Source organism: Aeromicrobium phragmitis (assembly GCF_003674095.1).
Classification (GTDB): Bacteria; Actinomycetota; Actinomycetes; order Propionibacteriales; family Nocardioidaceae; genus Aeromicrobium; species Aeromicrobium phragmitis.
The window spans coordinates 33816-53940 of record NZ_RDBF01000010.1 but is presented as its reverse complement, the minus strand read 5'-3'; the positions used below and the strand labels follow the sequence as shown (position 1 = coordinate 53940).

The following is a 20125-nucleotide window of genomic DNA, read 5'->3' as shown; positions in this document are numbered from 1 at the left end:
ATGCACACGTACGATCACTGGATCGCCGGCCGGCACGAGACCGGCCGCAGCGCGAGGACACAGGACGTCTTCGACCCCGCCGAGGGCGTCGCGGCCCGGCAGGTGCGGCTCGCCGACGAGCAGGACGTCGACACGGCCGTGGCTGCCGCGCGCGAGGCGTTCTCGTCGTGGTCGCAGGCCTCGCTGACCACGCGCTCGCGCGTGATGTTCGCCTTCCGCGAGCTTCTCGTGCGCCACGAGGACGAACTCGCCACCGTGATCAGCTCCGAGCACGGCAAGACGCTGGACGACGCGCGCGGCGAGGTCGTGCGCGGGCGCGAGGTCGTCGAGTTCGCCTGCGGCATCCCCCACCTGCTCAAGGGTGAGTACAACGACCAGGTCTCCGGCGGCGTGGACTCCCACTCGTTCCGGCAGCCCCTCGGCGTGGTCGCCGGCATCACGCCGTTCAACTTCCCGATCATGGTGCCGTTGTGGATGCACCCGGTGGCGATCGCCTGCGGCAACACGTTCGTGCTCAAGCCGAGCGAACGCGTGCCCGGCGCCTCGGATCTGGTGGCCCGGCTCTACCAGGAGGCGGGACTCCCCGACGGCGTGTTCAACGTCGTGCACGGCGACAAGGTCGCGGTGGACGCGCTCCTCGATCACGAGCACGTGGACGCGGTGTCGTTCGTGGGGTCGACGCCCATTGCTCGCTACGTCCACGATCGCGCCATCGGCAACGGCAAGCGCGTCCAAGCACTCGGTGGCGCGAAGAACCACGCCGTCGTCATGCCCGACGCGGACCTGGACTTCGCGGCCGACCACCTGGTCGCGTCCGGGTACGGGTCGGCCGGGCAGCGGTGTATGGCGATCTCCGCCGTCGTGGCCGTCGGACCCGCCGCGGACGCCCTCGTCGACAAGCTGCGCGACCGCACCCTCGACGTCCGCGTGGGCCCCGGGCTCGACCCGGAGGCCGAGATGGGGCCGCTGGTCACCGCCGCCGCCCGGGACCGCGTCGTCTCCTACGTCGAACAGGGCGAGGCCGCCGGCGCCAAAGTCGTCGTCGACGGGCGCGACCACACCGTGCCCGGCCACGAGAACGGGTTCTTCGTGGGGCCGACGCTCATCGACCACGTCACGACCGAGATGTCGGTCTACACCGACGAGATCTTCGGGCCCGTGCTGTCGGTGCTGCGCGTCGACAGCCTCGACGAGGCGCTGGCGCTGATCAACGCCAACCCCTACGGCAACGGCACCGCCGTGTTCACGTCGTCCGGGGAGGTCGCCCGGCGATTCCAACGCGACGTGCAGGTCGGCATGATCGGCATCAACGTGCCGATCCCCGTGCCCATGGCGTACCACTCGTTCGGCGGCTGGAAGGACTCCATGTTCGGCGATCACCACGTGCACGGTCCCGAGGGGGTGCGGTTCTACACACGGGCCAAGGTCGTCACGCAACGCTGGCCGCACGTGTCCGAGGAGTCCCTGGCCGCCCTCAACTTCCCGACCGCGAGGTGAATGCGATGGCTCGGCGCCTGCGCGTCGGCGTGATCGGCACGGGCGCGATGGGCGCCGACCACATCCGCACCCTCCATCGCTGGGTCCCCGCCGCACGCGTCGTCGCGGTGCAGGACCTCGATGTGGACCGCGCCAAGCAGCTGGCGGCCGACGTCGGTGCGGACGTGGCCGAATCGGCCGACGACCTCATCGACGCAGGGACGGTGGACGCTCTCATCATCGCCTCGCCCGACCCGACCCATGCACCGCTGGCACGCGCCGCGATCGCCGCAGGTCTGCCCGTGCTGTGCGAGAAGCCGCTCGGCACCGATCCGCAGGAATCGCGGTCGGTCGTCGACGCCGAAGTGGCGGCGGATCGTCGGCTCGTCACGGTGGGCTTCATGCGCCGATTCGATCCGGGCTACCTCAGGCTCAAGGACGCGATCGCCGCCGGCCGGGTGGGAGTGCCGCGTCTCGTGCACAACGTCCATCGCAACCGGGTCGGGCATCCGAGCGCGACGACGGAGGGGATCGTGGTGAACTCGATGATCCACGAGCTCGATGTCGTGCCGTGGCTCCTCGATTCGCCGATCGTGCAGATCGAGGTCACGTCGCCCGTCGCCGAAGGGTTCCGCGACCCGCAACTCGCCGTGCTGCGCCACGCGAACGGCGCGTTGTCGACCGTCGAGGTGTTCATCGAGGCCGCGTACGGCTATGACGTGCGCTGCGAGGTGGTCGGCACCGCCGGGACCGCGGCGCTCGTGCCGCCCGCCGTCGTCACTCATGCGACCGGCGGCGTGGCGGGCACCGAGGTCCCGGCCGATTTCCGGCCGCGCTTCGCCGATGCGTACCGGCTCGAGCTCGGTGCGTGGGCGAACTCGGTGCTGGACGGCAGCCCCGTCGGCCCCACTGCCTGGGACGGGCACCGCGCCACGGTGATCGCGGCCGCGGGCGTCGCTTCGCTGCACGAGGGCCGGGCGGTGCCGGTGCCGGACGAACCCCGGCCGAGCCTCTACGGCTGAGCGTCTTCCGCCGCCTCGGCGAGCGCCTCGAGCGTCTGGGCCATGTCCGCCTTCAGCCGGCGATCGTGGGCGGGCGCGCCCCCGAGACCGATCGCCGCGACGACGATGGTCAGCCAGCTGGACCGGTGGCCGCTGAGGTCGCGGCGCAGGCGCACGGCGGTGCCGTCGCCGACGGGTTCGAGGTCGTAGGTCCACCACGCCGAAGGACCGAACACGTAGAAGCACAGCCGGCGTCGCGGCACGACGCGGGCGTAGCGGCTCAGGGTGGGCCAGACGTACCAACCGCTGCGGTTGAGGTTCAGGCTCCAGGTACCGCGCCGGATGCGTCGCGGCCAGAACAGCTGCCACGCCGTCTCACGGCTCCACTCCCGCATCCGCTCCTGCTGGATCAGCACCGACCAGACCCGTTGAGGCGGCGCCGCCACGTACCGTTCGGCCTCGAGCGCCGCGATACGGGGACGGATCATCGAGATTCCGCGGCGGACTTGATCCGCTGCAGCGTCTGGTGGATGCCCCGCTGCAGGCCCTGCTCGAACTTCTCCGTCCCACCGAGCACGTTCTTGGTCAGGAAGTTCGACAGCGCGCTGACGCCGCGCGGGGTCGTCCTGCTCTCGGTCAGCCGGGTACCCGTGGCCGTGGGCTCCAGTTCGAAGGTCCAGGCGGTGCGGTTCTCGAGAATCTGGAACTGCAGGGTCTTCTCCGGCTCGAACGCCGTCACGACCGAGCGCGTCGGCCAGACCAGCGGCCCCTGACGGTTGATGTTGACGGTGCGGGTCCCGTGGCGCACGCTTCCACCGCGGATGAACATCTTGCGGCACTGGGGGCTCCACTCGCCCATCCGCTTGAGGTCGCTGACCACGGTCCAGACGTCGGCGGGGCTCGCCGCGATGTCGATGCTGCCGCCGATGTAACTGTTGTTTGCCATGTGCGGGAGACTACCGGGCCGGCAGACTCCGCGGACGGTCATCGCGCCGGGACAACCAGGCGACGAGACGGGCGCCCACGACCGGGTGGTTGAGGAGCGCGCGTTCGCCGAGCGGTCCGTCGCCCGCCGCCACGAAGCGATAGGCGACGTGCGGCAACGGCGCGACGGCGAGCCGGTCGTGGCCCCACACCGCGGTGACGTCGCGGCCCTCCCAGAGCTCGTCGTCCACGATTCCGAAGCGGAGCGAGCCGGCGGCGGGCGGTGGTTCCAGGCTGCGCAGCACCGGACGGGGCGACGGCAGGCTGGACACGATGGAGGCCGACACCTCGCTTGCCTTCTCCCACGGTGCGCCGAGGTGCGGCGACCCGAGGCAGACCACGTCTCGCACCAGCCCGGTCCAGTCCTCGTGGGCTGCGGCCGCGTGGCTGAGCGCCGCGCGCACGACGACCGCCCCCATCGAGTGACCGACGAGGGTGACGCGCCTGACGCGTGCGGGCCAGTGCTGTACGAGGCCGCGCAGCAGGTGAGTGAGCAATCGACCGTTCTCGGCTACCGGCAGTCCCGTGTTGTACCGGACCGCCAGCGGGGTGCCGTCGGTCTGGTCGCGGACGCGGTCGAGATAGGTCGGTCGGTCGTCCTGGGCGAACTGCCAGCTCTCGTCGTCCTGGCAGAGGCCGTGCACGAAAACGACGAGATGTCCGGTGGCGCCGGGGAAAGCCTCACGCAATGCCCATCGAGCCGGCGCGATGTCGCGCCCGGAGGCTCGCACGGACATCGCGAGGGCGTGGGGGTCATCGAGCGATCGCAGGTGCTCTCCGACGAGGCCGTTGACGGCGGCGCGGAGCCGCCTGCCGGCCGCCGTGTCGTCGATCGGCCGGCCGATGCCGCGCCTCGACAGACCGCGGGCGCCCGCGCTGCCGAGTCGGAGCGCCGCGGAGACGCCGCCGTAGGCGGAGCGGGCGATCGTCTCGTGGATGCGTTCCGGTGTCCTGCCGCCGACGCTTCGCGCCGGCGCGAAGACGCGGTGGGCGAGGCTCAGATGGGCGTCGCGCAACGGGCCCAGAACCCAACGATCGCCGCACTCGAGAGCGAGTGCGGCGACGTCGGTGGTACGAGCCGTGGTGCTGGGCATGCCTTCATGGTGCCGTGCCGGGGCGACGACAGCGCGGCAAGGTCAGCTGGCGGACTCCTCGTCGGCGGCGTCGGCGGCGTCGGCGGCGTCGGCGACCGAGCCGTCGGCGCGGAGGCCGGCGAGGTCGAGCACGTTGCCGGACTTGTCCTTGACCGTGGCACCCTCGACGAGCGAGGCGAGCGCCTTGCCGCGCATGACCTCACCGACCATCTCGGGCACGTGGTTGTGCTCCATGATGTGCTGGATGAACTGGTTCGGGTCCTGACCCGACTCCTGGGCGCGGCGCATGATGTGCTCGCTGAGCTCCTGGTCGTCGATGCCGAACTCGTTGTTCTCGACGACCTGGTCGAGCACGAACTGCGCGGCGATCGAGTCGCGGACGCCGCGCTCGAGCTCGGCCTCGAACTCGTCGGCGGTCTGGCCCTGGTCCTCGAGGTAGCCCTCGAAGGTCAGGCCGGCGAACTGGAGCTGCTGCTGGACCTGGTCGCGCCGGGCGGTCAGCTCGGTCTCGACCAGGGTCTCGGGCAGCGGCACCTCGGCCTTGTCGAGGATCTGCTCGAGCACGAGGTCGCGGGCTTCGGCGGCCTGCTCCATGCGCTTGCCGCGGGTGAGGCGCTCACGCAGGTCCTCACGGAGCTCCTCGACGGTGTCGAACTCGGAGGCCATCTGCACGAACTCCTCGTCGACCTCGGGCAGGTGCTGCTCCTTGACCTCGGTGAGGGTCACGGTGACGTCGACGTCCTGGCCGGCGAGGTCGCCGCCCACGAGCGTGGTCTCGAAGGTCTTGCTCTCGCCCTTGTTGAGGCCGATCAGCGCCTCGTCGAGGCCCTCGATCATCGTGGCCTTGCCGACGACGTACGGCAGACCGGAGGCCTGGGCCTCCTCGATCGGGGTGCCGTCCTTCTGGGCGGCGGACAGGTCGATCGTCACCGAATCGCCGTCGGCGGCCGCGCGGTCGACGTCGGTGAAGGTGGCGAAGCGCTCACGCAGCGATGCGAGCTGCTCGTCGATGTCGGCGTCGGTGACCTCGGCGTCCTCGACCTCCACCTCGATGCCCGACAGTTCGGGCAGCTCGATCGTGGGGCGGACGTCCAGCTCGGCGGTGATCTCGATGTCGTCGCCGTCGTTGAACTTGGTGAGGTCGATCTCGGGCTGGCCGAGCGGCTGGAGGTTCTCCTGCTGCAGAGCCTCGTTGTACCACCCCGGGAGCGCGGAGTTGAGCGCCTCGTCGAGCACGGCGGCACGGCCGATGCGCTGGTCGACGATCGCCGCCGGCACCTTGCCCTTGCGGAACCCAGGAACCGTGATCTGCGAGCCGATGGACTTGTACGCCTTGTCGAGGTTGGGCTTGAACTCCTCGAACGGCACCTCGATGGTGAGCTTGACCCGGGTGGGGCTCAGCGTTTCGGTGCTGCTCTTCACGTTGTTGACTCCTGGGTTGGTCGGAAAGCATCGGGGCACGACGAGTCACGGCTCGCCCGGGCCACACTTCAGTGTACGGGGCGGGACTGATGGCCGTTCCAGGGCCCGCGCGGGCGTTCCCGAGGAGTAGTCAGCTGTCGCGGTCGACCGGGACGAGGGTGACGTCGCGCAACTCGGAGCCGTCGACGATGGCCGTCATCATCGTGCAGACCGGCTGTCGTCGGCGGTCGGTCGGAGAGCCGGGATTGAGCAGCCGCATCCCGCGGGGCGTGACGGTGTCCCACGGGATGTGGCTGTGACCGAAGACGAGCACGTCCAACCTATGGCCGGCATACGTCTCGTCCATCCGTCGTTCCCGGCCCTGGGCCGCGCCGGTCTCGTGCACGACGCCGCAACGCAGACCCTCGATCTCCTCGATGGCGACCTCGGGCAGCCGAGCGCGCAGTTCCGGCCCGTCGTTGTTCCCGTGGACCCCGATCAGCCGCGCGGCACGCTGCTCGAGCGCGTCGAGGGTCGCGACGTCCACCCAGTCCCCGGCGTGCACGACCACGTCGGCGGCGTCGACGGCGCGCCACACGTCGCCGGGAACGCGCTTGGCCCGGGCGGGCACGTGGGTGTCGGCGAGGAGGAGCAGTCGCGTCGGCACCGCTCCATCCTGCCAAGGCGCGGGCAGGGGCGCGCGCCGGTGGAGGGGTGCGCCTGGCAGCGCACCCCTCCACTCGTCAGGCGCGTCGGCGGCGCCAGCCCTCGGTCAAAGCTCCGAGCACCAGACCGACGACGAGACCGCCGAAGCCGAGGATCAACGCCTGCGACCCGCCCGCATCATCGTCCGCAGCGGGCCGCCCGGTGACGTGCGCCGCCGAGTAGTCCGGGACATCCTCCGGGTCGCCGTACTCACCCTGACGGTCGAGCGTCGATCCGTCGGCCCAGCCGCCACCCAGGTCACAGTTCATCCGGTCGCGCGCGCTCACCCCGTCGAGGACCATCGACTGCGACCGCGCGGACGCCGTCGTGCCCTCGTCGATCTCGACGCTCGGCGTGCGGAGTCCGCCGTCGGCGCGTGACCGGGCCAGCACGTCGTCGAGGAGGTGATTGCCGAGTGCGAGTCCGTCAAGAGCGTTGCTGGACGTGTACGTCGTGAGCGTTTCGGCGGGATCACCGCCGTCCTCCACGACGTCCGCGGCCTCCTGCTGGACGTCCTGCCACTCCTCGATCGTGCTCGCCTCGAAGCCCTCGAACGCAGCCGTCACTTCCCCGAGGTACTCCTCGGGACGTGCGCAGGTGGCGTACATCAGCCGCTTGTAGGTCTGCGTGGCGTACTCGGTCGCCTCCTGCTCAGCGAACTCCGGATTCAGGTACGTCGAGCTCGCCTCGGCCGTGAGGTAGCGATGCTGCGAGAACTCCTCGGGGAGAGTCTGCGTGCCGATCGCGATCGGCGTGTAGGGCGCGGTGACGGCGGCGGTCGGCGCGACCCACAGGGTGATGAGCCGCGGATCGACGAGGTCGGACCGCAACTCGGCGACGTGGCCATACCCGGAGCGGTCATCGGACCACCGCGGGTCGCGGACGAGCCGCATCATGTCTTGGAGCGAGACGGGGGCCAGTTCCTCGAGCTCGGCCTCCAAGGAGATCGGGTTGCGGTAGGGAGCGGGGTCCTCCGGGTCGGCGATCTCCCCCACCTCGAACTGCTCGGTCGGGAACGGCTGCTGGTAGATCTCCTGCAGGTCGAAGACGTCGTCCGTCGCCGCGTCGTACCAGCCCTGCTCCTCCGCGAAGCTCACGAGGTTGCTGGAGCCGAGGTAGTCCGGGTCCTCGCCGTTCAGTGCGTCGGTCGGGAACTCCTTGATGTAGCCGGGATACGACACGCGCACCTCGTCGGACCCGAGCCGCTCCGCCGCCCAGAGGCCCTCTCCGCCGGAGTACTCGATGAAGATCCAGCCTTCGTTCTCGTCGGCGAACAGGTGGGAGTTGCCCCCATAGGTGCTGTAACCGTAGGTGTCGATGAGATCACCGAGGATCTCGACGGCGTCCCGAGCGGTGTCCGCACGCTCCATCGCGATCCGGGCGAGGTCGGAGTACTGCGGCCCCGTCTGATCGGTGGGCGTCATGTCCCAGAGCTCTTCACGCGAGTTGGACCAGACGTCACGCGCGGCGACGTTCTTCTCGTTGATCCCGCCGTTGGTGAGCGGTGCGGGCAGTCCGGTGAATTCGGAGTAGTTCGACGTGATGTACCGGTAGGTGTGCTCGACCTGCGGAATCTCGCTGAGCTCACCGGGCATATCGGCGTCCTCGGTGACGCCGACGGTGATCGTGGCGCCGTCAGGGTGGTCCTGCTCCGGCACTACCTCGACCCAGTGACTGGACGGCTCGTGGCCGAAGCCGCCGATCAGCGGATGCCCGTCGGCGGTCAGGTCCTTGCCCACGTAGAAGGCGATGGACTTGTCGGGATCGGCATCGGGGCCGCCGCGGTGTGGAGCTTCCTGCGCTACGACGGGCGCCGCGGCGGTGACGAGGCCCAACGTCAGCGCGATCGAGGCGGCGCGACGGTGGAATCGAGGGCGGACTGAACTTCGGCGGAAGGGGAACACGCTTCTCCTGAGTAGGCGACATGACATGCCCGACGCACCGTGCCCCGGGCATGTATCGACACTAGGAAGGAGTCCGCTTCACCGGGGGCAGGGGATGCGGACGGCCGCGATTCGGCTGAGGCTATCTGGCGCGTGCGCGATAACCCAACGCTCGTGACGCCGCCGACCGGGGTACGCTGACCGCAGGCGGGAGCCCGCCACCGAGCGCCGTCCCGGTCCGGTCACACCAAGTCGGGATGACAGGATTCGAACCTGCGACCCTCCGCTCCCAAAGCGGATGCGCTACCAAGCTGCGCTACATCCCGGCGCCGGCTGCGCCGACCCGATGATCCTAACGCTCGTGCCGCCCTGTGAGTTACCTGGCACGATCGGAGCGTGAGTTCCGCACTGGACGTCGTGCACAGGGCGCTCGCTGATCGCGAGCCGGCGTGCGGTCGTGTCCGGGTGGTCGCGGTGGACGGACGCAGCGGCGCTGGCAAGTCATGGTTCGCCGAGCGCCTCGCCCGCCGCCTCGCCGCGCCGGTGTTCAGCCTGGAGGACATCTACCCCGGCTGGCGCGGCTTGGAGGCGACGGTTCCGCTCGTGCGCGACGTCCTGGCCGCGCTCGCCGTCGACGAGTTCGGGCGGGTGCCACGCTGGGACTGGGAACACGATCGCCCGGGCGACTCGATCGTCGTGTCGCCGGCGCCCACGTTGATCGTCGAAGGAGTCGGCGCGGGAGCGACGCCACTACGGCCGTTCCTGAGCCTGCTGGTGTGGCTCGAAGCACCCGACGACGTCCGCAAGGAGCGTGCCCTCGCCCGCGACGGCAAGACCTTCGCTCCCTGGTGGGACGTCTGGGCCGAGCAGGAACGCGCGCATTTCTCCCGGGAGATGACCGCCGGAGCCGCCGATCTCGTCATCCGCGCGGGGTAGTGCTTGCACACTGCGAGGCGGGGTGTGGCACGATAGAGCCGCTGCCGACGGCAGCATCGCGGACGTAGCTCAATTGGCTAGAGTCTCTGCCTTCCAAGCAGAATGTTGCGGGTTCGAGTCCCGTCGTCCGCTCTCTTCGACCCCGTCCGGCCACGCCGGGCGGGGTCTTCTCATTCACCCTCGTCGCTCTCTTCACCGACGGCCATCGCCGCTCCGAACCCGGATTGTCAGTCCGCGCCGTCATCATCGGAACACAGCTCGTAGGTCCGCTGATACGAACGAGAGGAGTTGCAATGACGATTGCGGTAGCGACCCCCAAAGGGAACGTCGGTCGACACGTCCTGCGTCTGCTGATCCAGGCGGGCGAGCGCCCGCGGGCGCTCGTGCGTGACCCGGCCACGCTCGATGCGGAGGTCTCCGGCCTCGTCGATGCTGTGGCCTTCAATGCGTGGGACGAGAAGTCCGTGCTCGAGGCGACCCAGGGCCTGCGGGCGCTGTACTGGGTCAGCCCTACCGCCGCCGATCGAGACCCGCTCGACGCGCATGCCACCGCCGCCCGCATCATCCGCACTGCGGTGGAACGCAACGACATTCCTCGGATCGTGTTCCAGTCCAGCGGCGGAGCCGAGAAACGTCAGGGCGTCGGCGAGATCGACGGCCTGGCTGCCAACGAGTTGGCGCTCGATGCCAGCGGCGCTTCGGTCACCCACCTGCGCTGCGGCTACTTCTTCACCAACCTGCTGATGGACGCGGCGGCGATCCACGAGGGGGCGCTGACCACTGCCATGGACCTCGATCGCCGGTTGCCGTGGGTGGACCCTCAGGACATCGCTGCCGTCGCCGCGGCGCGGCTCCTGTCGACGTCGTGGTCCGGCCGCGTCGTCCAAGCCGTTCACGGACCCGAGGACCTGTCGTTCCGCGAGGTTGCGGGCGTCCTGACGTCCGTGCTGGGCCGACCGGTCGAGGCGCGCCAGGTGAGCGACGACGACGTCCGGTCGCAGCTGTCGGCGTTCGGGCTCTCCGGACCGCAGGTGGAGGCGATCGTCTTGATGACTGCCGGTATCCGCGACGACTACACGCCCGAGGACCCGCGCTCCTTGGTTACCACCACGCCCACCACGTTGCGCAGTTGGGCGGCGGAGCACCTCGCCTGACCTGGTCCCGGCCGCACAGCCGGGTCAGACTTCGCGTTCGATGAGCACCACGGCTCGGTCGTCGCCGCGGTCGGGCACGCGCTCGAGAATGCGGGCGGGTGCGCCGGCGAAGCCGAGCCGGATCGCCTCGGCCGCGTTCTCCTGCAGGGCGTGGATGCCGTCGGCCAGGTCGTGATCGCGCGACTCCACGACGCCGTCGGTGTAGAGCAGGAGCGCCTCTCCACGCTCGAGGACACCCTCGCTCGACTGGAAGTGGGGGCGGTCCATGACGCCGAGCGCCGTGCCACTGGCTCCATCGATGTACCAGTCGTCGTTGCGAGAGCACCACCGCAGCACCGGCGGATGACCGGCACTCAAGATCGTGTACCGGCCGGTGTCGAAGTCGATGACGACGTGCACCGCCGTGGCGAAACCCTCGACCCAGTGCTGGCGCAGCAGGTAGTCGTTGGCCGCCAGGAAGAACCCGAGCGGCGGAAGCGAGCCGATCAGCCCGCCCAAAGCTCCGGAGAACTGCAGAGCCTGGGTGCCCGCAGCCACTCCCTTGCCGCAGACATCGACGAGAACCAGCTCGAGACGCTTCTCGTCCTGCGAGAGGCGCGCGACCATGAAGTCGCCCGCGTAGCTTGTTCCCTCCGCCGAACGGACCTGGGAGTCGGTGCGCCATCCCTCAGGAAGCTGGGGAATCCTGCCTTGGGCCTGCAACCGATCACGCAGGTCCACGAACATCGCCTGCCCGAGGGGCCCGGGCAACTCGGAGCGGTTGAGCCGCGCCATGTACAACTGCAGCAACGCGACGATCACGATGACCGTGATCGTTCCCAGCCGGCCGGCGGGCAGCCCGCTGCGCGTCGCCTCGATGCCGACCGCGCCTAGCGCAGCGATCAATGCCACCGCCGTGAGTCCGGCGAGCGGCTTCCACCGCAGCATGAGCCCGCCGACGACGAGCGGGAGCAGGAACGACACCGCAGGGAACACCCCGTACCAGGTCACCGATCCGAAGAACATGAGGACGGTCGTCGCGATGAGCACCGACAGGACCACCGTCTGCCCTTCGGAACTTCCTTGACGCCAGCGATCGACCAGCTCGTCGGCATACCGCACGGTCGAACGGCGCGGAGAGGTCGACGACAGCATGTATGAACACTATCGGGGAGAGGCACGAATCCAGCGGAACGCCGAGTGTGATGAAGTCGGTCAGCGACGGCGCGGTTTTCGCTGGCAGCGCGGGCACCAGAACAGGTTGCGGGCGGCCATCACCTGCGTCCGTACGAGAGTTCCGCATACCCAGCACGGCATGCCCGAGCGTCGGTACACGTAGACCTCCCCGCCGTGGTCGTCCTCGCGCGGAGGTCGCCCCATCGCCTCGGGCTCGTGCTCGGGTCGGACCGTGTCGATGCGACCAGACTCCACGCCGGCCGCCATCAGGTCGACGAGGTCGTCCCAGATGGCCCGCACGCGCTTGGCGTGCAGCTCCCGCCCGGGAACGAAGGGGTCGATGCCGAGCCGGAAGAGCACCTCCGCCCGGTAGACGTTGCCCACCCCTGCGATGACGGCCTGATCCATCAGCAGGGTCGCGATCGGCGCCCGGGAACGAAGTACCCGGGCGACGAACCGCTCGGGATCGGCGTCCTTGCGGATCGGGTCAGGACCGAGGCGGCCGATGACGCGGTCGACCTCGTCGGGCATCAGCAGCTCGCAGGCGGTGGGGCCGCGAAGGTCGGCGGTCAGTCCGGGGCGGGCGAGCCGCCACCGCACCTGACCGACGACGGGAGGGTCATCCGCCTCGTCGAACCGGAACGCGCCGTACAGCCCGAGGTGAACGTGCACCTGCTCGGGACGACTCTCGAACCTCACGAAGAGGTGCTTACCCCACGCCGTGCCTTCACTGAGCACATCGCCGTCCAGCAGCGACGCGGCGGCGAAGCGGCCCTGCGGACTGCAGGACGCCACGCGACGACCGCCGAACGCCTCGGTCAGCTCTCGCGCGAGGCGGTGAAGGGTGTGACCCTCAGGCAAACGCGCCGGTCTCCTCGTACTCCGCGAGCAGATCGATGCGCCGCTGGTGGCGGCCCGCGTCGCTCCACGGCGTGGTGAGGAAGGCCTCGACGATCGCCTCGATCTCCTCGATCGGGTGCTGACGTGCGCCGATGCCGATGATCTGCGCGTTGTTGTGCTGGCGGGCGAGCTGCGCCGTCTCGACGCTCCAGGCCAAGGCCGCGCGCGCGCCCTTGACCTTGTTGGCCGCGATCTGCTCGCCGTTGCCCGAGCCGCCGAGCACGAGGCCCAGCGAACCGGGGTCGGCCACCGTCGCCTCCGCCGCGGCGACGCAGAACGGCGGGTAGTCGTCGTCGGCGTCGTACTCGAACGCTCCGTGGTCGACCGGCTCGTGACCCCGCTCGGTCAGCCAGGCGATGAGATGGGTCTTGAGCTCGTAGCCGGCGTGATCGGCACCGATGTGGACGCGCATGACACGAGTATCCCAGGCATCTCACATCACTGGGCGGTGGCCCATCACGCACTCGCGGGCCGAAGGTGCGTGACAGCTCACCGCCCGCTGCACCGGCGGGGGCCAGGTGCGGGATGGGTCACCGCTCACCGTCAGTCGAAGATCGGGTCGCGGGTGCGGGTGCGCTTGAGTTCGAAGAAACCTTCGTAGCCGGCGAGCAGCCGCGCGCCGTCGAAGACCTTGCCGGCATCCTCACCGCGGGGTGCGGGGCTCAACACGGGTCCGAAGAAGGCGATGCCGGCTATGGCGATGACCGGAGTGCCGACCTCTTCGCCGACGAGACCGATTCCCTCGGCGTGCGAGGCGCGGATCGCGTCATCGTACTGCGTCGAGTTCGCCGCATCGGCGAGCTCGACGGGCAACCCCACCTCCTCGAGCGCCTCGACGAACAACTCCCGGTCGAAGTCGCGGCCGTCATGGTGACGTCGGGTGCCGAGCGCCGTGTAGAGGTCGCGCAGCACCGCGTCACCGGCATGCTCGGCCGCGGCCTGGCACACCCGAACCGGCTCCATCCCGGTCGAGAGCATCTCCCGGTAGTCGTCGGGGATGTCCTTGTCCTCGTTGAGCACGTACAGGCTCATCAGGTGGAAGCGGGTCTCGACATCGCGCACCTGCTCGACCTCCAGCATCCATCGGGAGGTCATCCAGGCCCACGGGCACAGCGGATCGAACCAGAAGCCGACGGTCTCCTTGCTCACAGTTCCCCTTCCACAGGTCGGCCCGCACGCATCTCCGCGACGAGCGATCGGACGACGGCGTCCAAGGCGCCGCCATGGCGCGCCGCAACGGCACGTTGCCGCTGATAGGACGCGCCGGCATCCATGATGTCGCGCACGCCCGACAGCTCCCCGCGGCAGCCGAGGTCGGTGGCGACCGGCTCGAGCATCGGCAGTACGCGGTCGGACAGGTCGGTGGCGACGAGGTCCTCGTGCCCCGCCGCGTCGAGGATGAGGATGGTGTCCATCCCGTACCGCGCGGCCCGCCACTTGTTCTCCTGGGTGAACCACGACGGCAATGCCGGCGTCGGACGGCCCGCGTCGAGCTCGCGCGAGTAGTACTCGACGAGGCACTGCGTGAGCGCGGCGATGCTCGCCAGCTCGGCCATCGTCGGGATGCCGTCGCACACCCGCACCTCGATCGTGCCGAACTTGGGCGAGGGCCGGATATCCCAGCGGATCTCGTCGAAGACGTCGATGACTCCGGTTTTGAGCATGTCGGCGACGTACCGCTCCAGTTCCGGCCACGTGTCGAACTGGAACGGCAGACCGGCGGTGGGCAGCTGCTGGAACATCAACGCGCGGTTGGAGGCGTAACCGGTGTCCTGGCCGCCCCAGAACGGCGACGAGGCGCTCAACGCCTGGAGGTGTCCGTAGTGCGTCATCAGGGCGCGGCTGATCGGCAGTACCTTGTCGCGCTCTTCGATGCCCACGTGGATGTGCACGCCGTAGATGAGCATCTGGCGGCCCCACCACTGGGTGCGGTCGATGAGGGTGGCGTAACGCTGTCGGTCGGTGACCTTCTGCTGCGTCCACCGGGCGAACGGGTGCGTGCCCGCGCACATCAGCTCCACGCGCAACGGATCGAGGATCGGGCGCAGCGACTCGATGCTGCTCCCGAGGTCGTCGGCGGCCTCTCCCACGGTGTCGCACACGCCGGTCACGATCTCGATCGTGTTGAGCAGCAGCTCCTGCTTGATGTGCGGATGCTCCTCACCCCGCGGGCCCGCCACGGCGTCGAGGACGGTCTGGGCGACCTGACGCAGGTCCCCCGAGTCACTGTCGACGAGCGCGAGCTCCCACTCGATGCCCACGGTCGACCGCCGCGAGGGGGCGAACCGGATCTCCTCCACGTCCCCATCCTGCCGGACCCGCGCGAATTCGCCCGCCCAGTGATGTAAGAGTAGGCCGTATGCCCGGCACGAATCTCACCCGCGAAGAAGCCCAGCAGCGCGCGTCCGTGGTCGACACCCAGACCTACGATGTCGCCCTCGACCTGACCCTCGATTCCACCGATCGCTTCGGGTCGGTCACCACGATCCGGTTCACCGCCACCGAGGGAGCCTCGACGTTCGTCGACCTCGTCGACGGCGAGATCTCCGCGATCACCTTGAACGGCGAGTCGATCAACCCGGCCGTCTACGCCGACAGCCGCATCCCGATCGACGACCTCGCCGCCGAGAACGAACTCGTCGTCGAGGCCACCTGCCGTTACTCCAATTCCGGCGAAGGCCTGCACCGCTTCGTCGATCCCGCCGACGACCGGGTCTACCTCTACACGCAGTTCGAGGTTCCGGACGCTCGCCGCGTCTTCGCGACGTTCGAGCAGCCCGATCTCAAGGCCGAGTTCACCTTCCACATCACCGCGCCGGAGCACTGGCAGGTCATCAGCAACTCCCCCACGCCCGATCCCGAGCCGGTCCGCGACGGCACCGCCGTGTGGCACTTCGCGCCGACCAAGCGCATGTCGACGTACATCACGGCACTCGTGGCCGGCGAGTACCACGTCGTCGGCGACGTCTACCGCGGCGAGCACGGCGAGATCCCGCTCGGTGTGTTCTGCCGTCAGTCCCTGGTCGAGTACCTCGACGCCGACGACATCCTCGAGATCACGAAGCAGGGCTTCGCTTTCTTCGAGGACGCCTTCCAGATGGGCTACCCGTTCGGCAAGTACGACCAGCTGTTCGTGCCCGAGTACAACATGGGCGCGATGGAGAACGCCGGCTGTGTGACCTTCCGCGACGAGATGATCTTCCGCAGCCGCCAGACGGTCGCCGCCTACGAGCAGCGCGCCAACACGATCCTCCACGAGATGGCGCACATGTGGTTCGGTGACCTCGTGACGATGCGCTGGTGGGACGACCTGTGGCTCAACGAGTCGTTCGCCGAGTTCGCGTCCCATCACGCCCAGGTCAATGCGACGCGCTTCACCGAGGCGTGGACCGGCTTCACCAATCAGCGCAAGAACTGGGCCTACCGTCAGGACCAGTTGCCCTCCACGCACCCGATCGCCGCAGACAACTACGACCTCCACGCGGTCGAGGCGAACTTCGACGGCATCACCTACGCCAAGGGCGCGTCCGCGCTCAAGCAGCTCGTCGCGTGGGTCGGAGAGGACGACTTCTTCGCCGGACTGCGGGCCTACTTCGACAAGCACGCCTACGGCAACACCGAACTGCGCGACCTGCTCGTCGAACTCGAAGCCGCGTCCGGCCGCGAGCTGTCCTCGTGGTCCCAGGAGTGGCTGCAGACCTCGGGCGTCAACACCCTGCGGGCCACCTTCCGCACCGACGACGACGGCAACTTCAGCGCGTTCGCGGTCGAGCAGTCGGCGCACCCGGACTTCCCGACGTTGCGACGGCACCGCATCGGCATCGGCCTGTACGACAAGGTCGGCGACACCATCACCCGCACGGACCGGGTCGAGGTCGACATCGACGGCGCCTCGACCGAGATCGCCGAGCTCGTCGGACGCAAGCAGCCGGACCTCGTGCTGCTCAACGACGCCGACCTGACCTACGCCAAGATCCGCCTCGATGAGCGCTCGTTCTCCACATTGCTCTCGGGCATCGCGGCGATCGAGGACTCGCTCGCCCGCGCGCTGTGCTGGGGCGCGGCCTGGGACATGACCCGCGACGCCGAGCTCGCGTCCGCCGACTTCGTCCGCCTGGTGCTGTCCGGCGTGGGCACCGAGACCGACCTCACCGCCGTGGGCTCGCTGCTGCGCCAGGGCACCGCGGCCGTTCGCGCGTTCACCCCCGACGACGAGCACGCCGAGCTCGCCCGCGCGTGGGAGGACGGTCTCTGGCAGCTCCTCACCTCGGCCGAGCCGGGTACGGACCACCAGCTGGCGTTCGCTCGCGCGCTCGCGGTGGCCGCCTCGGCCCCGGATCGAGTGCGCCGTGTGCTCGACGGCGAGGTCGAGGGCCTGACCGTCGACACGGACCTGCGCTGGACGCTCGTCACCGCACTGGCCCGGCTGGGCGAGCTGTCCGAGCCCGAGATCGGGATCGAGATCGACCGCGACCCGACCAACGCGGGCCAGGAGCGCGGCGCCGCGGCACTGGCGATCCGCCCCTCGGCCGAGGCCAAGGCGGACGCGTGGCGCAAGGTCGTCGTCGCCAAGGAGACGCCCAATGAGACGCGCCGCCAGATCGCCGGGGCGTTCCAGGTGTTCGGCCAGGCCGACCTCCTCGAGCCCTACGTCGACCAGTACCTCGAGATGGCCGAGACCATCATCGACGAGCAGGGCGTGTGGATCGGCCAGATCGCCCTCGTGGACCTGTTCCCGCTCGCCAACCCCAGCGAGGACACGTTGCGCAAGGTCGACGGATGGCTGGACCGGACGGCGGCGCCCGCCGCCGCCGTCCGCTACGTGCGCGAGGGCCGCGACGACCTCGCCCGCGCCCTGCGCGCCCGCGCTCGGAACTGATGCCGGCATGACGAAGGGGCCGCACCCGAGCGGGTGCGGCCCCTTCGTCTTTCAGACTGTCAGTGCGAGGAGTGCGCGTCCTCGTCCTCGGGCTGGGGCGGAGCGGGCTCGAAGTTGTTGCGTGCGGTCATCGCCGCGAAGAGCGTGATGACGACGAACAGCGCGAGCGGAATGCCGCCGAAGATCGCGAGTGCCTCGAGCGTGCTCATCGGATCGTCGAGATCCCACGTGCTCGGAGCCGTCGACGCGGCGGCGGAGCCGGCGGAGACGACGAGGACAGCTGTCACGGTGGCCGCGAGGGTGCTGAGGGCACGAACGACGATGCTCATGGGGCTCATCGTATCGGCCCGTAGGCTGGGAACTATGCCTGACCTCGACGTGCTCGACGAACCGTGGTTCAACCGATTCGTCGAACTTCCGCTCAAGGCCGTCGTCGTCGTCATCGTGGCGCTCGTGCTGCGGTGGCTCGTCAACCGGCTCATCGATCGGCTCACGCATCAGGCGTCCAAGACGCCCACCGTTCCCACCCCGCTGGCCAACCTCGCCGGTGGCGCCAAGTCCGTCGAGCGTCCCGAGCCGGTCGCGCAGCGCCGCCGCCAACGTGCGGAGGCGCTCGGTTCGCTGCTCAAGAGCATCGCGACCGGCATCATCATGACGATCACCGTGGTGACCATCCTCGCCAGCTTCGGCATCCCGGTCGCACCGCTGCTGACCAGCGCGGGCATCGTCGGCGTCGCCCTCGGTTTCGGTGCGCAGACGCTCGTCAAGGACTTCCTCGCCGGCATCTCGATGATGCTCGAGGATCAATACGGCGTCGGCGACGTCGTCGATCTCGGTGAAGCCATCGGCACGGTCGAGGCCGTCGGTCTGCGGGTCACCCGGCTGCGCGATATCGACGGCACCGTCTGGTACGTCCGCAACGGGGAGATTCTGCGCGTAGGCAACTCGAGCCAGAACTGGGCGCGCACCGTCCTCGACGTCACTGTGGCCTACGACTCCGATCTGGACCAGGCGCAGCAGATCCTCAGCGAGGTCGCCAGCGAGATGTACGCCGACCCGAACTACGAGGGCGTCATCATCGAGCCCCCGGAGGTGTGGGGCGTGGAGCGGTTCGACAAGGATGGGGTCGTGGTGCGCGTGGTGCTCAAGACCGCACCGCTGCAACAGTGGAACGTCGCCCGCGCCATGCGCGAGCAGGTCAAGCGGCGGTTCGACGCCGCCGGCATCCGCATCCCTGCCACGATCATCCCGCCAGGAGGAACCGTATGAGTGCCCGCGACGACAACTTCTACGAGGCGATCGGCGGGCGCGCGACCATCGAGCTCATCGTCGACGTCTTCTACCAGGGTGTCGCGAACGACGAGGTGCTCCGGCCGATGTACCCCGAGGAGGACCTCGGGCCGGCGGCCGAGCGGTTCACCATGTTCCTCGAGCAGTATTGGGGCGGGCCGACGGCCTATTCGGAGCAGCGCGGACATCCGCGGCTGCGGATGCGCCACGCGCCGTTCGCGGTCAATGCCGAGGCGCGCGACCGCTGGCTGCAGCACTTCCGGGCCGGACTGGATGCCGCCAAGCTCGAGCCTGAGCACGACGCGCAGTTCTGGGCCTACGCCCAGCACGCCGCGAACTTCATGGTCAACACCCCCGACTGAACCACCCTCGGCCAGCTCCGGCGGTAGGTGGTCGAGTAGGCGCGAACGCAACCACCACGGGTGGTCGAGTAGGCCCGAGAACCACCTCCTCGGTGGTCGAGTAGGCCCGAGAACCACCTCCTCGGTGGTCGAGTAGGCCCGAGGAACGAGGGCCGTATCGAGACCACTTTCACCCAGCGTCAGCTGCGCATGCCTCGGACGAGGGCGGCGCGCTCGGGGTCGGTCATGGCTCTCGAGCGCTGCGTGGACGCGTCGAAGCCCACCAGCACGGCGTCCGACGACACGGCGGCTCGGCCGTCGACGCACAGCTGCGCCGCGATCGTGTACGACGAACCACCGACCCGGTCGACCCACACGCGCGACTCCACAGGCTCGGACCGCCACGCGATCGCCGCATGCAGGCGTACGTCGAGGTGCGCGAGTACCACGGTCCCCCGCTCACCCTCGTCGAACAACGACGACATGAAGGGGATGCGGCTCTCCTGGAGCAGCTCGCAGATCTGCACCGGGTCGACGACCCCGCGTTCGTCGAGGTCCAGCCGCCGCAGGGTGAGCGGCAGGCTGTCGACGCCCTCGATCGGATCGACGCGTCCAACCCCGTCGTGACCCCAGGTCACCCGGGCGTAGAGGTGCGGGCTTCCCTCGATGCCGATCTCGTGGACCACGTCGTCGCCCTCGAGCCGACTGGTCACGATCACCGGTCGCGGCCCGAGCTGGATCGGTCGCACGAACTCCACGGCGATCCGCGTGATGCGCCGGTCGTCCATCAGACCGCGCTCGATGAGCGCGGCGCGCGCCTCCGCCGCGTACCGCAGGTACACGACGTTGTTGACGTGGTTCAGTGAATCCAGGTCGGCCCAGCGCAGCGGGATGACGTGACGATGCTCGGAACTCACGGTCCCGAT

General features: G+C 69.3%; 20 protein-coding genes and 2 tRNA genes. 8 read left to right on the top strand and 14 right to left on the bottom strand.

Features of this window, described 5'->3' with window-relative positions:
* Together D9V41_RS12690 and D9V41_RS12685 are read left to right on the top strand one after the other, a co-directional pair.
* The gene (locus tag D9V41_RS12690) at positions 1 to 1497 is read left to right on the top strand and encodes a CoA-acylating methylmalonate-semialdehyde dehydrogenase (RefSeq protein WP_121794946.1); all 1497 of its coding nucleotides are present in this window, start codon (positions 1 to 3) and stop codon (positions 1495 to 1497) included.
* Positions 1498 to 1502: 5 nt separating this feature from the next.
* Complete coding sequence (locus tag D9V41_RS12685) at positions 1503 to 2498, top strand: Gfo/Idh/MocA family oxidoreductase (protein ID WP_121794990.1); 996 nt, start codon at positions 1503 to 1505, stop codon at positions 2496 to 2498.
* On the opposite strand, the gene D9V41_RS12680 is transcribed toward D9V41_RS12685, so the two are convergent.
* The 7 genes from D9V41_RS12680 to D9V41_RS12650 all read right to left on the bottom strand — a co-directional run bounded on the left by D9V41_RS12680 (position 2489) and on the right by D9V41_RS12650 (position 8870).
* Positions 2489 to 2965, bottom strand: a complete 477-nt coding sequence (locus D9V41_RS12680; protein WP_121794945.1) for an SRPBCC family protein — start codon at positions 2963 to 2965, stop codon at positions 2489 to 2491. The genes D9V41_RS12685 and D9V41_RS12680 overlap by 10 nt on opposite strands.
* Positions 2962 to 3423 (bottom strand): SRPBCC family protein, encoded by a 462-nt coding sequence (locus tag D9V41_RS12675; RefSeq protein WP_121794944.1) that lies wholly within the window; start codon positions 3421 to 3423, stop codon positions 2962 to 2964. The genes D9V41_RS12680 and D9V41_RS12675 overlap by 4 nt, the downstream gene beginning before the upstream one ends.
* Positions 3424 to 3433: 10 nt before the next feature.
* Positions 3434 to 4555 (bottom strand): esterase/lipase family protein, encoded by a 1122-nt coding sequence (locus D9V41_RS12670; RefSeq protein WP_121794943.1) that lies wholly within the window; start codon positions 4553 to 4555, stop codon positions 3434 to 3436.
* A 42-nt stretch (positions 4556 to 4597) separates the two neighbouring features.
* On the bottom strand, positions 4598 to 5977 hold the full coding sequence (tig, locus tag D9V41_RS12665) for a trigger factor (RefSeq protein ID WP_121794942.1): 1380 nt from the start codon (positions 5975 to 5977) through the stop codon (positions 4598 to 4600).
* 130 nt (positions 5978 to 6107) lie between these two features.
* Positions 6108 to 6623 carry a metallophosphoesterase family protein gene (locus D9V41_RS12660; RefSeq protein ID WP_121794941.1) on the bottom strand — a complete coding sequence of 172 codons (516 nt, stop codon included), beginning with the start codon at positions 6621 to 6623 and terminating at the stop codon, positions 6108 to 6110.
* Between the two features lie 76 nt (positions 6624 to 6699).
* A complete protein-coding gene (locus D9V41_RS12655; RefSeq protein WP_208006853.1) occupies positions 6700 to 8565 on the bottom strand; it encodes a C69 family dipeptidase in 1866 nt (621 codons plus the stop codon).
* A 231-nt stretch (positions 8566 to 8796) separates the two neighbouring features.
* A tRNA-Pro gene (locus tag D9V41_RS12650) sits at positions 8797 to 8870 on the bottom strand.
* Positions 8871 to 8940: 70 nt separating this feature from the next.
* On the opposite strand from D9V41_RS12650, the gene D9V41_RS12645 reads away from it, so the two are divergent.
* The 3 genes from D9V41_RS12645 (at position 8941) to D9V41_RS12635 (ending at position 10634) form a co-directional block, all read left to right on the top strand.
* Complete coding sequence (locus D9V41_RS12645) at positions 8941 to 9480, top strand: nucleoside/nucleotide kinase family protein (protein WP_208006852.1); 540 nt, start codon at positions 8941 to 8943, stop codon at positions 9478 to 9480.
* A 58-nt stretch (positions 9481 to 9538) separates the two neighbouring features.
* Positions 9539 to 9612 (top strand) — tRNA-Gly (locus D9V41_RS12640).
* 161 nt (positions 9613 to 9773) lie between these two features.
* Positions 9774 to 10634 (top strand): NmrA family NAD(P)-binding protein, encoded by an 861-nt coding sequence (locus D9V41_RS12635; protein ID WP_121794939.1) that lies wholly within the window; start codon positions 9774 to 9776, stop codon positions 10632 to 10634.
* 24 nt (positions 10635 to 10658) lie between these two features.
* On the opposite strand, the gene D9V41_RS12630 is transcribed toward D9V41_RS12635, so the two are convergent.
* The 5 genes from D9V41_RS12630 to D9V41_RS12610 all read right to left on the bottom strand — a co-directional run bounded on the left by D9V41_RS12630 (position 10659) and on the right by D9V41_RS12610 (position 14989).
* A complete protein-coding gene (locus D9V41_RS12630; protein ID WP_121794938.1) occupies positions 10659 to 11768 on the bottom strand; it encodes a PP2C family protein-serine/threonine phosphatase in 1110 nt (369 codons plus the stop codon).
* A gap of 60 nt (positions 11769 to 11828) precedes the next feature.
* The gene (locus D9V41_RS12625; RefSeq protein ID WP_121794937.1) at positions 11829 to 12650 is read right to left on the bottom strand and encodes an Fpg/Nei family DNA glycosylase; all 822 of its coding nucleotides are present in this window, start codon (positions 12648 to 12650) and stop codon (positions 11829 to 11831) included.
* The gene (locus D9V41_RS12620) at positions 12643 to 13101 is read right to left on the bottom strand and encodes a ribose-5-phosphate isomerase (RefSeq protein WP_121794936.1); all 459 of its coding nucleotides are present in this window, start codon (positions 13099 to 13101) and stop codon (positions 12643 to 12645) included. The genes D9V41_RS12625 and D9V41_RS12620 overlap by 8 nt, the downstream gene beginning before the upstream one ends.
* Before the next feature lie 131 nt (positions 13102 to 13232).
* A complete protein-coding gene (locus tag D9V41_RS12615) occupies positions 13233 to 13838 on the bottom strand; it encodes a mycothiol-dependent nitroreductase Rv2466c family protein (protein ID WP_121794935.1) in 606 nt (201 codons plus the stop codon).
* Positions 13835 to 14989, bottom strand: coding sequence for a glutamate--cysteine ligase (locus D9V41_RS12610; protein WP_121794934.1), 1155 nt, complete (start codon positions 14987 to 14989; stop codon positions 13835 to 13837). Before D9V41_RS12610 ends, D9V41_RS12615 begins: the two co-directional genes overlap by 4 nt.
* A 59-nt stretch (positions 14990 to 15048) precedes the next feature.
* On the opposite strand from D9V41_RS12610, the gene pepN reads away from it, so the two are divergent.
* Positions 15049 to 17568 (top strand): aminopeptidase N, encoded by a 2520-nt coding sequence (gene pepN, locus D9V41_RS12605; protein WP_121794933.1) that lies wholly within the window; start codon positions 15049 to 15051, stop codon positions 17566 to 17568.
* Between the two features lie 59 nt (positions 17569 to 17627).
* On the opposite strand, the gene D9V41_RS12600 is transcribed toward pepN, so the two are convergent.
* Positions 17628 to 17897: a hypothetical protein gene (locus D9V41_RS12600; RefSeq protein ID WP_121794932.1), complete on the bottom strand. Its 270-nt coding sequence runs from the start codon at positions 17895 to 17897 to the stop codon at positions 17628 to 17630.
* Between the two features lie 34 nt (positions 17898 to 17931).
* Between D9V41_RS12600 and D9V41_RS12595 the strand changes: the two genes are divergently transcribed.
* Together D9V41_RS12595 and D9V41_RS12590 are read left to right on the top strand one after the other, a co-directional pair.
* A complete protein-coding gene (locus D9V41_RS12595; protein ID WP_121794931.1) occupies positions 17932 to 18837 on the top strand; it encodes a mechanosensitive ion channel family protein in 906 nt (301 codons plus the stop codon).
* Entirely contained in the window at positions 18834 to 19220 is a 387-nt protein-coding gene (locus D9V41_RS12590; protein ID WP_121794930.1) for a globin, read from the top strand. Before D9V41_RS12595 ends, D9V41_RS12590 begins: the two co-directional genes overlap by 4 nt.
* 179 nt (positions 19221 to 19399) lie before the next feature.
* Here the strand turns inward: D9V41_RS12590 and D9V41_RS12585 are convergent, their stop codons facing one another.
* Positions 19400 to 20116 (bottom strand): acyl-[acyl-carrier-protein] thioesterase, encoded by a 717-nt coding sequence (locus D9V41_RS12585; protein WP_166376031.1) that lies wholly within the window; start codon positions 20114 to 20116, stop codon positions 19400 to 19402.
* Positions 20117 to 20125: the final 9 nt, after the last annotated feature.